This is a genomic window from Coralloluteibacterium stylophorae (assembly GCF_018122625.2).
In the GTDB taxonomy this organism is placed as follows: domain Bacteria; phylum Pseudomonadota; class Gammaproteobacteria; order Xanthomonadales; family Xanthomonadaceae; genus Coralloluteibacterium; species Coralloluteibacterium stylophorae.
In genome coordinates, this window is sequence record NZ_JAGQFT020000008.1 from 186,591 (window position 1) to 201,520 (window position 14,930).

Below are 14,930 nucleotides of genomic sequence, written 5' to 3' on the forward strand. Positions count from 1 at the left end.
GCGGCGCGGATGCGCGGGGCTGTTCAGCCGCCCGCCGCGGCGACCGGGCGCGCACCGGCGCCCGACTGTTCGGCCGTGCGGGCCGCCTTCTGTTCTTCCAGCCAGGCCCGGTACTCGTCGGGGCTCACCGCCTCGACCACGATCGGCATGAATGCGTGGTCCTTGCCGCAGAGCTCCGCGCACTGGCCGCGGTAGATGCCCGGCTCGCGGATCTCGGTCCAAGCCTCGTTGACGATGCCCGGGATCGCGTCCTGCTTCCAGCCCAGCGAGGGCACCCACCAGGCGTGGATGACGTCGTCGCCGGTGATCAGGAAGCGGATCTTGGTGTCGGTCGGCAGCACCAGGCGGCGATCGGTGTCGAGCAGGTAGGTCGACTGGTCGCCGTCCTTGACCGCGAACGGGTCGAGGCCGCTGTCGAGCTGGCGGGTGCGGTCGCTCTCGCGCTCGAGGCGCGCGACGAAGCCGACGTCCTCGCCGATGTAGTCGTAGCGCCACATCCACTGGTAGCCGGTGACCTTCACCGACATCTCGGAATCGCGCGCGTCGTAGAGCGCGGTCAGGTGGCTGGTGGCCGGCACCGCCATCACGATCAGGATCAGGATCGGGATCACCGTCCAGATGATCTCGGCCAGCGTGTTGTGGCTCCACGTCGCGGCCACCGCACCCTTGGAGCGGCGGAAGCGGACCATGGCCACCGCCATCGCGCCGAACACGATCACGCCGATCACGCAGCAGATCGTGAACATGATCATGTGGATGCTGTGCGCGTTGGCCGCGGACTGGGTCACGCCGGTGCGCATGTTGAGCTGCCACTGATGCGGCAGCGCGGCGGCGCTCAGGCTGTAGAAGGCGGCGACCACTCCCGTTGCCCAGGCTCCGAGTCGCATGCAACGCCCTGATTTCATCGATTCAACCTCTCGTCGTCGCTGGCTCGACCCGCGGCCGTCGCTAGCAAATCCCTAAGCCGGTCCGCGAGCGCACGACGCTCCGCTGGACCGAGAAAGCCGCCGATCTCGACTCGCCGACCCCGTGACACCAAGAGGATACGCGGACTGCCCCGCTCATCCTCGACCACCACCCGCGTCCAGTAGGGATGCCCCCTGAAGAGCGCCTCCCCGCTGCTGCCGGCCCCGGCCGCGCGCGTGATCGTGACCTCGCGCGCGTCCAGCACCACCACTTCGCGCCGCTCGCCCTGCCGCCAGCACCAGCGCAGCGCCGCCCCGACGATGGCCGCGTCCAGCAGCCAGAACACCGGCGCGTAGACGTTGCCCTGGAAGAAACTGAACAGCGCGACCAGACCCGCGCCGCCCGCCAGAGCGGCGAACACGGCCACGAACTGGCGCGAACTCAGCGCACGCCGGGGACGCAACACCATACGGCACGCATCACCCGGCGTCGGGCTCGCATCAGGCGTAGCGACTCTAGGCATGCGCAAGAGCCATCCGGCAGGCTGCGACGTCAAGCCGCGGAATGATACGCGCCCGGTTCCGGCACGGGCAAGCAAAAGGGCCGCCGTTACACCTCGCCGGAAGCCCGCGTCACGCGGCGTCGCAACACGTCGAGGTGCGCAACCACGGGGCTTTGCGAAGCCCTACAATCCGCGGATTTCGGCGCTTCCGCGCCCCATCCGACGGTCGACCTTGAACGCCATCCTGTCCCCTGAGCTGCCCCCCGAACCGTCACCCCTGCGCCGGCGCATCACCGAAGGGTGGCTGGTCGACGAGGCCGAGCATCTCGCCACGCTGCTCGACGCCGCGCGTCTGCCTGGCACGGAGCAGGAGGCGGTGCAACGTGCCGCGGAGGACCTGGTCGACCGGGTGCGCAAGCGCGCCGACGACCAGGGCGCGATCGAGGCCTTCATGCGCCAGTACGACCTCGGCTCCGAGGAGGGCGTGCTGCTGATGTGCGTGGCCGAGGCGCTGCTGCGCGTGCCCGACCAGGCCACCGCCGACCGCCTGATCCGCGACAAGCTGGGCGAGGCCGACTGGGAGCGCCACCTCGGCGCCAGCGAGTCGGTGCTGGTCAACGCTTCGACCTGGGGCCTGCTGCTGACCGGTCGCTTCATCGACCTGGCCGAGGAGACCCGGCGCGACTTCGGCGGCGCCCTGCGCAGGCTGGTCGGGCGCGCGGGCGAGCCGGTGATCCGTCTCGCGGTACGCCAGGCGATGCGCATCATGGGCCACCAGTTCGTCATGGGCAGGACCATCCGCGAGGCGCTCGCGCGCTCGCGGCGCGGCGCCAACGCCGGCTACCGCTACTCCTTCGACATGCTCGGCGAGGCCGCCTTCACCGCCCGGGACGCGGCGCGCTACCTCGATGCCTACCGGAAGGCGATCGAGGCGATCGGTGCCGGCGGCCCCTACGCGGACGTCATCGCCGCGCCGAGCATCTCGGTCAAGCTGTCCGCGTTGCATCCGCGCTACGAGCACGCCAAGCGCGCGCGCGTGCGCGCCGAACTGACGCCGCGGGTGCTGGAGCTGGCGCAGCTGGCGAAGGCGCGCGGCATCGGCTTCACCGTCGATGCCGAGGAGGCCGACCGGCTCGAGCTCAGCCTCGACGTGATCGTCGACGCCTTCGCCGACGCCTCGCTCGCCGGCTGGAACGGCTACGGCCTGGCGGTGCAGGCCTACCAGAAGCGCGCGCCGTTCGTGATCGATTACCTCGCCGACGTCGCCCGCGGCCTCGGCCGCACGATGCCGATGCGCCTGGTCAAGGGCGCCTACTGGGATTCGGAGATCAAGCGCGCCCAGGTCGACGGACTGGCTGGATACCCGGTGTTCACCCGCAAGGCCAACACCGACGTGTCCTACCTCGCCTGCGCGCGCCGCATGTTCGCCGCCGGCGAGGCGCTGTACCCGATGTTCGCCACCCACAACGCGCAGACGATCACCACGATCCACCACCTCGCGCAGGGCCGCCCGTTCGAGTTCCAGAAGCTGCACGGCATGGGCGGCGACCTGTACGCCGAAGTCGTCCCGGCGGAGCGCCTCGGCGTGCCCTGCCGCGTCTACGCCCCCGTGGGCTCGCACGAGGACCTGCTGCCCTACCTCGTGCGCCGCCTGCTGGAGAACGGCGCGAACTCGAGCTTCGTCAACCGCATCACCGACGAGGAGATCAGCGCCGCCGAACTGGTCGCCGACCCGGTGGCCACGGTCGCCGCCTACGACGTCAAACCACACCCTCGCATTCCGCTGCCCTCCGCGCTGTACGCCAGCCAGGGCGAAGACAGGACCAACTCCATGGGCGTCAATCTCGCCAACGACATCGACCTCGCCGCGCTCGCCGGGAAGATCAACGCCGCGGTGAAGCCGTGGGCCGCCGGTCCGCTCGTGCCCGGCGCCAGCAGCACCGGCCCGACCGTCGCGGTCACCTCGCCCGCCGACCGCCGCATCGAGGTCGGCCAGTGGCAGGCGGCGGATACCGCCACCGTGCAGCGCGCGCTGGCCAACGCCGTCGCCGCCCAGCCAAGCTGGGATGCCCTGCCCGCGGCCGGCCGCGCCAGCATCCTCGAGCACGCGGCCGACCTGCTCGAGGCGCGCATGCCGGAATTCATGGCGATGTGCACGCGCGAGGCCGGCAAGACCCTGATCGACGGCGTCGCCGAGGTGCGCGAGGCGGTGGATTTCCTGCGCTACTACGCGCTGCAGGCGCGACGCCAGTTCATCACCCAGCCGCTGCCCGGGCCCACCGGCGAGAGCAACCAGCTGCAGCTCCACGGCCGCGGCGTGTTCGTGTGCATCAGCCCGTGGAACTTCCCGCTCGCGATCTTCGTCGGCCAGGTGGTGGCGGCACTGGTGTCCGGCAATACCGTCATCGCCAAGCCGGCCGAGCAGACGACGCTGGTCGGCCATGCGGCGGTGAAGCTGCTGCACGAGGCCGGCGTGCCCGCCGACGTGCTGCAGTTCGTGCCGGGCGACGGCGCGACCGTCGGGGCGGCGCTCACCTCGGATCCGCGCGTGGCCGGCGTCGCCTTCACCGGCTCGACCGAGACCGCCCGCGCCATCAACCGGGCGCTGGCCGCGCGCGATGCCGCCATCGGCGTGCTGATCGCCGAGACCGGCGGCCAGAACGCGCTCATCGCCGACTCGTCGGCACTGCCCGAGCAGCTGGTCAAGGACGCGATCAACGGCGCCTTCGGCTCGGCCGGCCAGCGCTGCTCGGCGGCGCGGGTGCTGTTCGTGCAGAAGGACATCGCCGACAAGGTCATCGGCATGCTCGCCGGCGCCATGGACGAGCTGGCGGTCGGCGACCCGGGGCTGCTGTCCACCGACGTCGGTCCGGTCATCGACGCCGACGCGCTGAAGATGCTCGAGGACCACGCCGCGCGCATGGACCGCGAGGCCACCCTGATCCGCCGCGTCGAGCTCGGCGAGGCCACCGCCCACGGCAGCTTCTTCGCGCCGCGCGCCTACGAACTCAAGCACCTCGGCCAGCTCGAGCGCGAGGTCTTCGGCCCGGTGCTGCACGTCATCCGCTTCGACGGCGACAGGCTCGAGGAGGTCGTCGACCAGGTCAACGCCACCGGCTACGGCCTGACCCTCGGCATCCACTCGCGCATCGACGAGACGGTGGAGGCGATCGCCGCGCGCGCACGGGTCGGCAACTGCTACGTCAACCGCAACCAGATCGGCGCCGTCGTCGGCGTGCAGCCGTTCGGCGGCGAGGCCCTCTCCGGCACCGGCCCCAAGGCCGGCGGACCGCACTACCTGCTGCGTTTCGTCACCGAGCGCACGCTCACGGTGAACACCACCGCGGCCGGCGGCAACGCCTCGCTGCTGACGCTGGAGTGAGGGAATGCGGCGGGGCGGGTAGATCGGGATTGGGGATTCGGGATTCGGGATTCGCGATTCAGGAATCGGGAATCGGGAATCGGGAATCGGGAATCGGGAATCGGAGCGTCGCATGGCCCGGCGCCCTGCGCTCCGCCCCGGAGCCGGCTCTGCGCCGGCAGGCTGGTGCGGCTTCCAGTTCCCGGTTCCCGGTTCCCGCTTCACCCGACCGCTTCACCCCGACCGCCTCGCCCTCTCCGCTCCACCAAGAAAAAAGGCGCCCGGAGGCGCCTTTCTTCGTGCCGCGGCGACCGCGATCAGAAGCGGTACGTCACCGAGGCGGCAAGGATGTCCACGCCGGTGTCGTAGTGGCCGTTGATGAACGCGCCGGTCGACGAGGTGGTGGCGATCTCGGGCTCGCTGGTGAACAGGTGGGTATAGCCCACGTTGAACGCGGTGCTGGCCGAGGCCATCCAGGTGGCGCCGAGCGACAGCCAGCGACGGTCCGCGTCGGGCACGCGCGGGCTGCGGTGCTCGAGGTTGGTCGGGGTCTGGTCGTAGGCGATACCGCCGCGCAGGATCAACTGCTCGTTGACCTGGTACTCGGTGCCGATCGAGCCGAACCAGGTGTCGCGCCACTCGAAGGTCTCGGTCGAGTTCGGCTGGGCCGGGTTCTCGAAGTCCACCACCAGGCTCTCGAACGAGCTCCACGCGGTGCGCGAGACGTCGCCCATGATCGTCCACTGGTCGTTGAGCCTGCTGGTGACGCTCAGCGTGGCCACGGCGGGCGTGTCGATCGCGGCGCTGCCGCCGGTGTTGCTGAACAGGTTGCCCGGCAGCGCGCCGAGCAGCGGCGCGACGTTGGCCGGCACGTCGAAGGTCGCGTCGCCCTCGAGGTTGTGCTCGACCTTGGAGCGGTAGGTCAGGCCGATGTTGGTGCCCTCGACCACGGTGAACAGGGCGCCGAGCTTGAAGCCCCAGTCGTGGTCGTCGCCCTCGACCTTGGCATAGCCGTCGGCCGACTGCGGCAGGAAGGTGCCCGGGGGCAGCAGGCCGGTGTTGGCGATGATCGCGCCGAAGTCGACGGCGTTGGTCAGCTCCGCATCGGCGTACTGGTAGAACACGCTGCCGCCGAAGGAGACGTAGGGATTGACGTCGTAGGAGAACGACAGGCCGGCGTCGATCGTCTTCAGCTCGGACTTGACCGCGCTGTAGCGACCGACCCAGTCGCTGTCGTACTCGGTCTTGAGGCCGAACGGCGCGTCGAGGTAGGCGCCCAGGTGGGCCTGCTCGCCGAGCGGCATCGCGAAGTAGGCGGCCGGGATCCAGTTCAGGTCGCCGCCGTCGCCGCCGTCGCCGCCGGAGAGCGGACGGCCCAGCGCGTCGCGGTTGAAGTCGTTCTGGTACTCGGCCTGCAGGTTCAGCGCGGTCACGTCCGCCTGCACCACATAGCCGTCGCCCAGCAGGCGCATGCCGGCCGGGTTGTTGGAGATGATGGCCGCATCGCCCGGCGCCGAGGCGGAGCCGGCGAACGCGCGACCGAGTGCGACGGCGCTGTTTTCCTTGATCTGGAAGCCGCCGGCGAACGCGGGCGCAGTGCCGCATGCGGCGACCACGGCGAGCGCGAGCACGCTGCTGCGCAGCGAGAGGTTCCGGGTATGCATGTTCTGGTTCTCTCCGAAATCTTGTAGGGACGCCGGAGGACGCTCCGGCGTCGCACGGGCGTGCTGGTGAATCCCTCCCGCGCCGCGCGCCGGGCACCATACCCGAAAGCATGGCCGTTGTTGCTGAACACACTTAACAACTCTCTAACGTCGCCGCACCCGGGCGGCGTCTAGAGTCGTCCGTCCGCCACCGACTCCTTTGCATGTATCTCGAGTTCTACGGACTGCGCGAGGCGCCTTTCTCGATCACCCCGGATCCCCGCTTCGTCTACCTGTCGGAGCGGCACCGGGACGCGCTCGCGCACCTGCTCTACGGCATCGGTCAGGGCGGCGGCGGCGGCTTCGTTCAGCTCACCGGCGAGGTCGGCACCGGCAAGACCACCCTGTGCCGGCTGCTGCTCGAGCAGCTGCCGGAGAACACGCGGGTGGCCCTCGTGCTCAATCCGAAGCTGTCGCCGGTGGAACTCCTGGAGACGGTCTGCGAGGAGTTGAGGCTCGAGGTCGAGCCGGTGCGCGGCAGCCTGAAGGGCCTGGTGGACACGCTCAACCGCTACCTGCTCGACGCCTACGCGCAGGGGCTGCGGGTGGTGCTCATCATCGACGAGGCGCAGGAGCTCTCGCGCGAGGCGCTCGAGCAGGTCCGGCTGCTGACCAACCTGGAGACGCCGACGCAGAAGCTGCTGCAGATCCTTCTGCTCGGCCAGCCGGAACTGCGCGAACTGCTCGCCGCGCCCGACCTGCGCCAGCTCAACCAGCGCATCACCGCGCGCTATCACCTGATGCCGCTGGACGCGGCGGAGAGCGAGGCCTACGTCCGCCACCGGCTGGCGGTGGCGGGCGCCCAGCGATTCCCGTTCACCAAGCTCGCCCTGCGCCGGCTGCACGCGCACTCCGGCGGCGTGCCGCGGCTGATCAACGTCATCGCCGAGCGCGCGCTGCTGGCCGGTTATGCGCGCGAGCAGGCACAGATCGGCGAAGGCCTGATGGACCGCGCCGCGGCCGAGACCGTGGCCGCCCGCGGGGCGCGCGCCCTGCTCGGACGGCTGCGGCTGCGTTCCCGGCACTTCGGTTGGGTGGCGGCGGTGCTCCTGGCGGCGCTGCTGCTGGTGCTGTGGTCGCTGCCGCGCTGGCGTGCCGCACACGACGACGCGCAGGCCGGCGCTCCCGCCGCGGACGAGGTGTCGGCGGCGACGCCCGCCGCGCCCGGACCGGCGCCGGAGGTGGTCGGGGCCGAGGCCTTCCTCGAACGCATCGGCAGCGGCCGCGCCTCGCTGCAGGCGGCGCTGCGGCCGCTGCTGGCGCTGTGGATGGTGCGCGCCGACGAGGCCGATGTCGGCAGCGCCACGGACTGCCCGCCGCAGCTCGCGCCCGGCCTGTTCTGCCTGCGCTCGCGCACCACCCTGAGCGTGCTGTCGGCGCTCGGGCGCCCGGCCCTCGTGCAGCTGTCCGGCCCGGACGGCGAAGGCTGGGGCCTGCTCCTGGCCGCAGATGCCCGCCATGCGCGGCTGGCGCTGGCCGGCGAGACACTGGTGGTGGATCGTGTCCAGTTCGAGCGGCTGTGGACCGGCAGCTACCTGACCGTCTGGCGCGCACCAGCCTTCGTCGAGCTGCCGCTGTCGCGCGGCGACCGCGGCCCGGCAGCCGACTGGCTGCACGACCGGCTCGACGCGCTCGGCGCGGGGCTCGGCGGACGCACCGGGCCGGGGCACTACGGCGCCGCGACCGCGGCAGCGGTGCGTCGCCTGCAGGAGGCGGTCGGCCTGCGCGCCGACGGCGTGGTCGGACCCGAGACCCTGCTGGCGCTCACCGCCGACGATGGGATCGGGCCACAGCTGCGGCGCGACCTGCAGTGAACGCGCCACGCGCCGGCCGGATCGAGGGGCGCGGCCGATGTCGCTGATCCTCGAAGCCCTGCGCAAGTCCGAGCGCGAGCGTCGGCTCGGGGCAGCGCCCGACCTGCATTCCCCGATGCCGACCGCAGGCCGCGACCGGGATCGGCGCCGCGCCTGGCTGCCGTGGGTGCTCGTGGCAGTGGCCGCGGCCGCGCTGGCTGCGCTGCTCGTCGCGCGCGATCCGGCGCCGCCCGTGCCGCCGCCCGCGGCCGGCACGGGCTTCGAGGCTGCGGCGACCGCGCCGCGATCCGACGGTCCACCGCCACCCGCCATCCCCATGCCGCCGGCGACCACCAACGCGACGCAGGCGCGCGCACCGTCCCCGGCCCCCGTGGCGACGCCCGCACGGCAACCCGCCGGACGCCCCGTGCCCGAGGCGTCCGCGGCGCTTCCCCGGGCCGAGCTGCCGCCCCGGATCGAGCCCACTGCCGGGCGCGAAGAGCGCCCTGTGGCGATCGCGGGCACGCATGCCGAAGCCGCCGTCGTCGTGCCGCCTGCCGCACCCGCCGATCCCGGCGATTCCGGCGCAGAGGACATGCCTTCGCTGCAGAGCCTTCCCGCGGCCACGCGGGCGGCGCTGCCGCCGCTGCAGGTGAGCATGCACGTCTACGCCGACGATCCGGCGGGCCGCTTCGCGGTGATCGATGGCCGGCGCACGGACGAGGGCGACGCGATCACGCCCGTGCTGCGGCTGGTGGAGATCCGCCGCGACGGCAGCGTGCTGGAGTACCAGGGGCGCCGGTTCCTGCTGCCGCGGCCCTGAGCCGGCAGCGCGCGACCTTCCCGTAGACTGCGCGGCCCGCGACCGCCGTGCCGCCTGCCCAAGGGAGACGACGCCCGCCATGTTCATCGGCGTTCCATCGCGACACCGCACCCAGGTGCGCTGGGCGACGGCCCTGCTGGTCGCGCTGCAGTCGGCGGCGTTCGTGTGGCTGAGCACGCAGCCCGACCTGCTGGCGCGGCGGGCGGCGCTGCTGCGCTGGGGGGCGGTTTCCGGCGCCCTGCCGTCGGGCTCCGAAGCCTGGCTGCGGGCGCTGGCCGATGGTCGCCTCAGCGGCCTGTTCACCGCGCCGTTCATGCACGCCGACTGGACCCACCTGCTCGGCAACCTGCTGTTCCTGCTGATCTTCGGGCTGTCGTCGGAGCGGGCGATGGGGGCCTGGCGCTTCCTGGCCCTGTTCCTGCTCGGCGGCGCCTTCGCCAACCTCACCGCGGCACTGCTGATGGACGCGCCGAACCGGGTGATCGTGGGATCGAGCGGCGCGGTGTCGGCGGTGATCGGCGCCTATCTCGCGCTGTTTCCGCGCGCGCGCCTGGGCATCGTGGTGCCGCTGGGGCTGTTCATGGAGTTCGTGCGCGCGCCGGCCTCGCTCCTGATCGGCATCTGGGCGCTGCTGCAGGTGATCTTCACCTTCGTCGGCCCGGCGTTCGGCGCCGTTGCCTGGTGGGCGCATTCGGCGGGCTTCGTGTTCGGCGTGGTCTTCGCGCTGCTGAGCCGGCCGGCGATCGCGCGGCGCCTGCGCGGGCGCTGAGGCGGCCGGACGCCGCCCCTCTATAATCCCGCGCATGTCGCAGAAGCCGCTCTACAAGATCACCTTCCTCAACGCCGGCAAGATCTACGAGCTCTACGCCCGCCGGGTCGCGGGGAGCGCGTTGTGGGGTTTCACCGAGGTCGCGGAGCTGGTGTTCGACACCCGCGAGGGCGTGGTGGTCGACCCGACCGAGGAACGCCTGCGCGACGAGTTCGCGGGCACCCGGGTCCTGCACCTGCCGATGCAGAGCGTGGTGCGCGTGGAGGAAGTGGAGCGGCGCGGCCAGCTCGCGATCCGCGATGCGGCCACGGGCGAGAAGGTGGTCACGCCGTTCCCGATGCCGCCGCGCCAGCCGCCGCGCTGAGCCCGCTCAACGCGCGTCCGGCGTGGCCTCTCCGGCCGGCGCCGCCGCCTGCGCCGGCGCCACGCCGGCCAGCCGCTTGAGTTCGGCAAGGGCGCGATCGATGTAGCTGTCGCCGGCGAGGATCTCGCCCTGGGCGTAGGTCCCGTCGCGCACCTCGTCGTCGCCGGCCAGGTGGTTCGGCAGGTCCGACTCGCGCAGGCCGCCGGTGGCGGCACGGTCGCCCTCCGGCGCATGCAGGGCGATGTCGGGCGCGATGCCCGCGGCTTGGATCGAGCGCCCGCTCGGGGTGTAGTAGCGCGCGGTGGTCAGCTTGATCGAGTCGCCGTTGTCCAGCGGCAGGACGGTCTGCACCGAACCCTTGCCGAAGCTGCGGCTGCCCATGATCGTCGCGCGCTTCTGGTCGCGCAGCGCGCCGGCGAGCACCTCCGAGGCGCTGGCGCTGCCGGCGTCGATCAGCACCACGATGGGTGCGCCCTCGATGAGGTCGCCTGCGGTGGCGTGGAATTCGCTGTCGGCGATCGGCAGGCGCCCGCGGGTGGACACGATCACGCCTTCGTCGAGGAAGGAATCCGCCGCCTCGACCGCAGCGTTGAGCAGGCCGCCCGGATTGCTGCGCAGGTCGATGACCAGGCCCCTGAGCTTGCCGCCCGCCTCGGCGCTGAGGCCGTAGATGTGCCGGGCCAGCTCGCGGCCGGTGTCGGTCTGGAAGGCGCTGATGCGCACGTAGCCGAAGCCGGGTTCGAGGCTGCGCCCGCGCACGCTGACGATGCGGATCGTCTCGCGCTTGACCCGGATGTCGAGCGCCTCCGGTTCGCCCTCGCGCAGGACGGTGAGGGTGATGGTGCTGCCCGGCGGCCCGCGCAGCTCGGTGCTGGCGCCCTCGGTGCTGTCGGCAGCCACCGGCCTGCCGTCGATCGCGGTGATCACGTCGCCGGGCTTGATCCCGGCGCGCGCCGCAGGCGTGCCGTCGAACGGCGCGATCACGCGCAGGGTCCGGTCCGGCTGCTGCACGAGTTCCACGCCGATGCCGTCGTAGGCACCGGCGGCGGCCTCGTCCAGCGCCTCGGACTCGTCCTCGTCGAGGTAGGCGCTGTGCGGATCGAGGTCCTGGAGCAGGCCGCGGATGGCACCCTGCATGAGCTCCTGGTCGCTCACCGGGTCGACGTAGGCCTGCTTGACCGCGCGGAACACCGCGACGTAGCGCTGGATCTCGGCGATCGGGACCTGCGACTCGGGAAGCGCATCCTGCGCCTCCAGCGCGACGTCCTCGGGCTCCTCCACAGTGGACGGCGGCGCTTCCTGCGCCAGGGCGGCCGCGCAGGGCAGCAGCAGGGACAGCGTCGCGACGAACAGGCGCATGGGCACGGGGCACCGGGGACAAGAGCCGCGATTATGGGCCAGCGGCAAGTGGAGGGCACAGCAAGGCCGTGCGCAGCGGGATCAGCGTGGCGCGAACCACGGCCTCGGGTCGACCGGCTTGCCGTCGTGCCGCAGCTCGAGGTAGAGCGCCGGTGCGGCCTGGCCGCCCGAGCTTCCGACCGTGGAGAGGACCGCGCCGGCGCGGACCCAGTCGCCGCTCTCGCGCAGCAGGCCGTCGTTGTTGGCATAGAGGCTCATCCATCCGTCGCCGTGGTCGAGGATCACGATCAGCCCATAGCCCTTGAGCCAGTCGGCGAAGGCGACCCGTCCCGGCGCGACCGCACGCACCTCGGTCCCCGCGCCGGCCGCCAGCAGCAGCCCCTGACTCTCGCGGCCATCCGGCAGGCGTCCCCCGTAGCCGACCCGCACCGGCGCGTCGAGCGGCCAGCGCAGTTCGCCTCGACGCGAGCGGAAGGCGCGGGTGTCGTCGACCTGCTCGGGCACGTCGGCCAGCACGTCGCGCAGCTTCTCCAGCAACGCGACGATTGCCTCCTCGTCGCGGCCCAGCGCATCGAGGCGGGAGCGGGTGTCGGCGAACTCGCGGTCGAGCGCCGCCACGGCACGCGCACGTTCGGCACGCTGGTCCTCGAGCGCGTCGAGCTCCGCCTGCTGGCGCTCGCGTGCGGCGGCCAGTGCCGCGCGTGCCGCCTCGGCCTCGGCAACCACTTCCGCCAGGGCACGCAGTTCGTCGATCAGGCCGTCGATGCGCTGCGTCCTGTCCGCCTGCAGGTAGCGGTGATAGGCCAGGACGCGGGCGAGATCGGCGACGCGGTCCTGCGCCAGCAGGAGCTTGAGCTGCTCGTGACGGCCGAGCGCATAGGCCGAGCGCAGCAACGCGGCGAGCTGCGCACGCTGGTCGGCGAGGCTCGCCTCCATCGCGCCGCGGCGCTCGTCCAGGGCCTGGATGCTCGTCTCCTGCGCCGCGATCTCCGCCTCGGTCGCGGCCGCGGTGCGAACCGCTTCGGCCACGGCGGCGTCCGCCTCGCGCACCGCCCGGGTCGCCGCACCGCGCGCATCGTCGAGCTGCGTGCGCTGGGCGGCGAGTTCGGCGATCTGCGCGCGCACCGACTCCAGCCGACGCTGGGCCTCGGCCTCCTCGGGCGTGGGCGGCGGCGCGGCCGCGACGATGCCCGCCAGCGCCGCGGTCAGGAACCCGACGAGCAGGCGTGGCATCACCGGAGACAGGGACACGAGGGCGAGGCGTCGGAGCGGCAGGAGGCGGTTCGCGGCATGCCGCCGATTCTAAGGGCGCGCATCGGATCCGGAGCGTGGCACCGCCGCGGCCGCGCCTGCGGACGGCGGCGGCTGCGCTAGACTTCCCGGCCCGATCCGGCCGCCGCGCCCGCGACGCCGGCCCGTCCGCACCGACACAGGATCACCGCATGTCCGCCACGCGCCCCGGCACCCTCGTCCTGCTCCGTCACGGCGAAAGCGAGTGGAACGCCCAGAACCTCTTCACCGGCTGGGTCGACGTCGCGCTGACCGCGAAGGGGCGGGCCGAAGCGGAACGCGCCGGCGAGCTGCTGCTCGAACACGGCCTGCTGCCGGACGTGCTGTACACCTCGCTGCTGCGCCGCGCGATCGTCACCGCCGACCTGGCGCTCGACCGCGCCGACCGGCTGTGGATCCCGGTGCATCGCCACTGGCGCCTCAACGAGCGCCACTACGGCGCGCTGCAGGGCAAGAACAAGGAGCAGATCAAGCAGGAGTTCGGCGAGGAGCAGTTCATGCAGTGGCGTCGCGGCTACGACACCCCGCCGCCCGCGATCGCCCGCGACGATACCTGGAGCCAGGCCAACGACCCGCGCTACGCCGACATCGACGGCGGCCCCCTGGCCGAATGCCTCGCGGACGTGGTGGCGCGCTTCATGCCCTACTACCACGAGACGATCGAGCCCGCGCTCGCCGCCGGCCGGACCGTGCTGGTCACCGCGCACGGCAATTCGCTGCGCGCACTGGTGAAGTACCTCGAGGGCATCTCCGACGACGACATCGTCGGCCTCAACATCCCCACCGGCATTCCGCTGCGCTACGACTTCCAGCCCGGGGATGGCGGGCTGCGCGCGACCGGCAAGGGCGCCTATCTCGATCCGGAGGCCGCCGAGGCGGGCGCCGCGGCGGTCCGCAACCAGGGCCGCTAGAGCGACGGGCACATCGGTCATGCTGGCTTTCGGCACAGGCAGGACTCCGGCCGTGGCGCGATGGTGAGCGTCCGCGGCCAGCGCCGCATCACCCGGAGCACCGCCATGCACCGCATCGCCCTCGGCCTCGCCCTCGCCGCCGCCCTCGGCGCACCCGCCTTCGCGCAGGAGGATCTCAGCAAGATCAACGGGAGCGTCACCGCCCGCTCCGGACAGGAGTACGGCGAGGTCTCCACCGTCAACGGCAGCGTACGCATCGAGTCGGATGCGCGCGTGGGCGAGACCAGCACCGTGAACGGCAGCGTCACCGTCGATGACGGCGCCGAGGCCGAGTCGCTGACCACCGTCAACGGCGCCCTGCGCATCGGCGAGCGCGTCCGAGTGAGCGGGGAAGCCATGACCGTCAACGGCGCCCTCAGCGCCGGCGCCGGAACCCGGGTCGAGGAGGACCTGGGGACGGTCAACGGCGCCATCACCCTGCGCGGCGTCGAGGTCGGCGGCAGCGTCCGCACCGTGTCCGGCGACATCACGCTCGGCGACGGTACCGTGGTCGCCGGCGACCTGCTGGTCGAGAAGCCCGGAATGAGCCTGTTCGGCTTCGGCAGGCAGGGCAAGCCGCCGCGCATCGTCATCGGGCCCGGTGCGGAGGTGCGCGGCACGCTCCGGTTCGAACGCGAAGTGCAGCTGTTCGTCAGCGACCGCGCCACGATCGGCCCGATCGAGGGCGCGCAGGCTCGGACGTTCTCCGGCGATTCGCCCTGAGCGTTTCCGGGGCGTCGGCAGCGGCTGCCGCTCCTCGACCGTGTACAGCAAACCCCATCCGGCCGCCATCGCGCCCGCCCCGGCGGCACATGCGGTAGGCCGGGCTGCGACAAGCACTGCCCACCGGCCGCCTCGATGGAAATGGTTTCATTCGCCTGAGCGCGGCAGGGGGCGCTGAAGCGTCTGAAGCGTCCTCGTTCTTTCGAGTCAGCCAGAACTAGAGGCAGTGGGTGAGTGTGCCATCGCGAAGCGAACCGGCGGTGAAGCGTCCTCGTTCTTTCGAGTCAGCCAGAACTAGAGGCAGTGGGTGAGTGTGCCATCGCGAAGCGAACCGGCGGAAGGCCGCCGAGGGCGCGATGCGGGCGGGTGTGGTTGTAGCGGTGCCGC

At 72.1% G+C, this 14,930-nt stretch carries 12 protein-coding genes; 7 read left to right on the forward strand and 5 right to left on the reverse strand.

What is annotated here, in order from left to right; all coding sequences use genetic code 11:
* Positions 1–23: 23 nt before the first annotated feature.
* Positions 24–887, reverse strand: a complete 864-nt coding sequence (gene coxB, locus KB893_RS13075; RefSeq protein WP_213173779.1) for a cytochrome c oxidase subunit II — start codon at positions 885–887, stop codon at positions 24–26.
* A 14-nt stretch (positions 888–901) separates the two neighbouring features.
* Positions 902–1,429 carry a DUF2244 domain-containing protein gene (locus KB893_RS13080; protein WP_213173780.1) on the reverse strand — a complete coding sequence of 176 codons (528 nt, stop codon included), beginning with the start codon at positions 1,427–1,429 and terminating at the stop codon, positions 902–904.
* Positions 1,430–1,604: 175 nt separating this feature from the next.
* Here KB893_RS13080 and putA point away from each other — a divergent pair, with 175 nt between their 5' ends.
* A complete protein-coding gene (gene putA / locus KB893_RS13085; RefSeq protein WP_377731423.1) occupies positions 1,605–4,790 on the forward strand; it encodes a bifunctional proline dehydrogenase/L-glutamate gamma-semialdehyde dehydrogenase PutA in 3,186 nt (1,061 codons plus the stop codon).
* Between the two features lie 296 nt (positions 4,791–5,086).
* Here putA and KB893_RS13090 read toward each other — a convergent pair whose 3' ends face one another.
* Positions 5,087–6,433, reverse strand: a complete 1,347-nt coding sequence (locus tag KB893_RS13090) for an OmpP1/FadL family transporter (protein WP_211927274.1) — start codon at positions 6,431–6,433, stop codon at positions 5,087–5,089.
* A 203-nt stretch (positions 6,434–6,636) separates the two neighbouring features.
* On the opposite strand from KB893_RS13090, the gene KB893_RS13095 reads away from it, so the two are divergent.
* The 4 genes from KB893_RS13095 to KB893_RS13110 all read left to right on the forward strand — a co-directional run bounded on the left by KB893_RS13095 (position 6,637) and on the right by KB893_RS13110 (position 10,221).
* A complete protein-coding gene (locus KB893_RS13095; RefSeq protein WP_211927273.1) occupies positions 6,637–8,286 on the forward strand; it encodes an ExeA family protein in 1,650 nt (549 codons plus the stop codon).
* 37 nt (positions 8,287–8,323) lie between these two features.
* A complete protein-coding gene (locus tag KB893_RS13100) occupies positions 8,324–9,088 on the forward strand; it encodes a general secretion pathway protein GspB (protein ID WP_213173782.1) in 765 nt (254 codons plus the stop codon).
* Positions 9,089–9,167: 79 nt separating this feature from the next.
* On the forward strand, positions 9,168–9,857 hold the full coding sequence (locus KB893_RS13105; protein ID WP_213173783.1) for a rhomboid family intramembrane serine protease: 690 nt from the start codon (positions 9,168–9,170) through the stop codon (positions 9,855–9,857).
* 34 nt (positions 9,858–9,891) lie between these two features.
* Positions 9,892–10,221 (forward strand): DUF1820 family protein, encoded by a 330-nt coding sequence (locus KB893_RS13110; RefSeq protein ID WP_213173784.1) that lies wholly within the window; start codon positions 9,892–9,894, stop codon positions 10,219–10,221.
* Positions 10,222–10,227: 6 nt separating this feature from the next.
* Here the strand turns inward: KB893_RS13110 and KB893_RS13115 are convergent, their stop codons facing one another.
* Together KB893_RS13115 and KB893_RS13120 are read right to left on the reverse strand one after the other, a co-directional pair.
* Entirely contained in the window at positions 10,228–11,580 is a 1,353-nt protein-coding gene (locus KB893_RS13115) for a S41 family peptidase (protein ID WP_213173785.1), read from the reverse strand.
* A gap of 81 nt (positions 11,581–11,661) precedes the next feature.
* Entirely contained in the window at positions 11,662–12,813 is a 1,152-nt protein-coding gene (locus tag KB893_RS13120) for a murein hydrolase activator EnvC family protein (protein ID WP_213173786.1), read from the reverse strand.
* 209 nt (positions 12,814–13,022) lie between these two features.
* Between KB893_RS13120 and KB893_RS13125 the strand changes: the two genes are divergently transcribed.
* Together KB893_RS13125 and KB893_RS13130 are read left to right on the forward strand one after the other, a co-directional pair.
* Entirely contained in the window at positions 13,023–13,781 is a 759-nt protein-coding gene (locus tag KB893_RS13125) for a phosphoglyceromutase (protein ID WP_211928260.1), read from the forward strand.
* Positions 13,782–13,886: 105 nt separating this feature from the next.
* A complete protein-coding gene (locus KB893_RS13130) occupies positions 13,887–14,543 on the forward strand; it encodes a DUF4097 family beta strand repeat-containing protein (RefSeq protein WP_213173787.1) in 657 nt (218 codons plus the stop codon).
* Positions 14,544–14,930 lie beyond the last annotated feature (387 nt).

Excerpts from the sequence above, each read along its gene's own strand:
- KB893_RS13125 (WP_211928260.1), top strand. The coding sequence starts at position 13,023 with ATGTCCGCCACGCGCCCCGGCACCCTCGTCCTGCTCCGTCACGGCGAA.
- KB893_RS13100 (WP_213173782.1), top strand. The coding sequence starts at position 8,324 with ATGTCGCTGATCCTCGAAGCCCTGCGCAAGTCCGAGCGCGAGCGTCGG.
- KB893_RS13095 (WP_211927273.1), top strand. The coding sequence starts at position 6,637 with ATGTATCTCGAGTTCTACGGACTGCGCGAGGCGCCTTTCTCGATCACC.
- KB893_RS13110 (WP_213173784.1), top strand. The coding sequence starts at position 9,892 with ATGTCGCAGAAGCCGCTCTACAAGATCACCTTCCTCAACGCCGGCAAG.
- KB893_RS13120 (WP_213173786.1), bottom strand. The coding sequence starts at position 12,813 with ATGCCACGCCTGCTCGTCGGGTTCCTGACCGCGGCGCTGGCGGGCATC.
- KB893_RS13130 (WP_213173787.1), top strand. The coding sequence starts at position 13,887 with ATGCACCGCATCGCCCTCGGCCTCGCCCTCGCCGCCGCCCTCGGCGCA.
- KB893_RS13080 (WP_213173780.1), bottom strand. The coding sequence starts at position 1,429 with ATGCCTAGAGTCGCTACGCCTGATGCGAGCCCGACGCCGGGTGATGCG.
- KB893_RS13105 (WP_213173783.1), top strand. The coding sequence starts at position 9,168 with ATGTTCATCGGCGTTCCATCGCGACACCGCACCCAGGTGCGCTGGGCG.
- KB893_RS13090 (WP_211927274.1), bottom strand. The coding sequence starts at position 6,433 with ATGCATACCCGGAACCTCTCGCTGCGCAGCAGCGTGCTCGCGCTCGCC.
- coxB (WP_213173779.1), bottom strand. The coding sequence starts at position 887 with ATGCGACTCGGAGCCTGGGCAACGGGAGTGGTCGCCGCCTTCTACAGC.
- KB893_RS13115 (WP_213173785.1), bottom strand. The coding sequence starts at position 11,580 with ATGCGCCTGTTCGTCGCGACGCTGTCCCTGCTGCTGCCCTGCGCGGCC.